The organism is Neorhizobium sp. R1-B, from assembly GCF_004368875.1.
Classification (GTDB): Bacteria; Pseudomonadota; Alphaproteobacteria; order Rhizobiales; family Rhizobiaceae; genus Neorhizobium; species Neorhizobium huautlense.
In genome coordinates, this window is the sequence record NZ_SOEM01000050.1 from 1 (window position 1) to 2,080 (window position 2,080).

Annotated in this window: 2 protein-coding genes; both read left to right on the forward strand. The window is 61.3% G+C overall.

Features of this window, described 5'->3' with window-relative positions; translation table 11 throughout:
* The coding region (locus EDE05_RS26610) for an ABC transporter permease (protein WP_134103314.1) at nt 1–865 on the forward strand (865 nt) is incomplete at its 5' end.
* A 7-nt stretch (nt 866–872) separates the two neighbouring features.
* Nucleotides 873–2,080, forward strand: a 1,208-nt coding sequence (locus EDE05_RS26615) for an ABC transporter ATP-binding protein (protein ID WP_166675510.1), incomplete at its 3' end; no start/stop codon positions are given.

Genomic DNA, 2,080 nt, shown 5'->3' on the forward strand with positions numbered 1-2,080 from the left:
GCATTATTTCCCGCTGAAGCTCACCCGTGATCCGGAAACGCTGGCCGCCATCTATGTGGAAGATACGGCAAAAAAGATACCGATCGCGTTCTTTGGTCGCGGTTACACCTATTCGGTCCTCGGCCTGTTTCAGACCGACATCCACCTCATCGCAAGTACCGATAAAGCGCGTCCGCTCTTCCTGTTCGGTGCCGACCGCCTCGGGCGCGATGTCTACAGTCGCGTGGTGCAGGGCGCGCAAGTATCCCTCTCCATCGGCCTCGTCGGCGTGTTCCTGTCCTTGGCTCTCGGCATCGTGCTCGGCGGCATTTCGGGTTATTACGGTGGCCGCATCGACTTCGTCATGCAGCGGGTGATCGACTTTGTTCTTTCGCTTCCGACAATCCCGATCTGGCTCGCCTTGGCTGCGGCGTTGCCGCAAGGCTGGCCGGCGACGCTGCAATACATGATGATCACCATCATATTGTCCTTCACCGGTTGGGCTCAGCTTGCCCGCGTGGTGCGAGGGCGGTTCCTGTCGCTCAGGACGGAGGAGTTTGTGGCGGCTGCGCGTCTGGATGGGGTGTCAGAGGGGAGGATCATCTTCCGTCACATGCTCCCGAGCTTTTCAAGCCACATCATCGCCTCCATGACGCTTGCCGTGCCGGCGATGATCCTTGCGGAAACCTCGCTGTCTTTCCTGGGTCTCGGCCTCCAGCCGCCGACGATCTCCTGGGGCGTGCTTCTGCGCGAGGCGCAGAACATTCGCTCGATCGCCACGGCGCCCTGGCTCTTCCTGCCGGGGCTTGCTGTCGTCATTGCCGTCATGGCGCTCAATCTTTTCGGCGACGGCCTTCGCGACGCTGCCGATCCCTATAACAAGTGAGGCGCCGATGACCGATATCCTGTCCATCGCACCCCGTCCTGCAATGACGACCAACAAGCCGCTGCTTGAGGTCCGCAATCTGGTAACGGAGTTCCCGCTCCGAACCGGCATCTTCCGTGCCGTCGACGACCTCTCATTTTCCATCGAGCAGGGCAAGACGCTCTGCGTCGTCGGCGAAAGCGGCTCGGGCAAGTCGGTAACGGCACGCTCGATCCTGCAGATCATCGATTCGCCCGGTCGTATCGCGTCGGGATCGATCCTGCTTCATCAGCCTGATGGTACCTCGCTCGATCTTGCCAAGCTCGATCCGCGCGGCCGGGCGATCCGCTCTGTCCGCGGGCGTGACATCGCCATGATCTTTCAGGAGCCGATGTCCTCTCTTTCGCCGGTGCACACAGTGGGGGACCAGATCACCGAGGCTCTGCGTCTGCACCTCAAGATGAGCAAGGCCGAGGCAAGGACGGAAGCGATCTCGCTACTGCGCCAGGTGGAAATTCCCAATCCCGAAAAAGCGATAGACCGCTATGCATTCCAATATTCAGGCGGCATGCGGCAACGCGCGATGATCGCCATGGCGCTGGCCTGCAAACCGCAGCTGCTCATTGCCGACGAACCGACCACCGCGCTTGACGTGACCACCCAGGCGGAAATCCTCGACCTAATTTCGCGGCTCCAGAAGGCCCATGGCATGGCCGTGCTGTTCATCACCCACGACATGGGGGTCGTTGCCCAGATTGCCGACGATGTCCTCGTCATGCACCACGGCGTCGCGAAGGAATACGGGCCGGTCGAACAGATATTCCATTCCCCCCAGGATCCATACACGCGCATGCTGATCGGCTCGGTCCTGAAGCTGGAGCAGAAGGCGGAAATCCGGCTCGCGCGGCCGCCGCTCGATAAGACCGCTGCCCCGCTTCTCGAGATTCGCAACCTCTCCATGCATTTCGGAGAGATGAAGGCGCTGGACGACGTTTCGATTTCCCTTCTTCCGGGGGAAACGCTCGGCATCGTCGGGGAAAGCGGCTCGGGAAAGACCACCATGGGGCGGTCGATCATGCGGCTCTACGATCCCACCGCCGGCGAAATGCACTACCGCCGCGCCGATGGCACCGTCATGGACCTCGCCAAAATCGGTGGCGGCGAGCTGAAGGCGGCAAGGCGTGAGCTGCGCATGGTCTTTCAGGATCCGTTCGGATCGCTCAATCCGCGCATGAC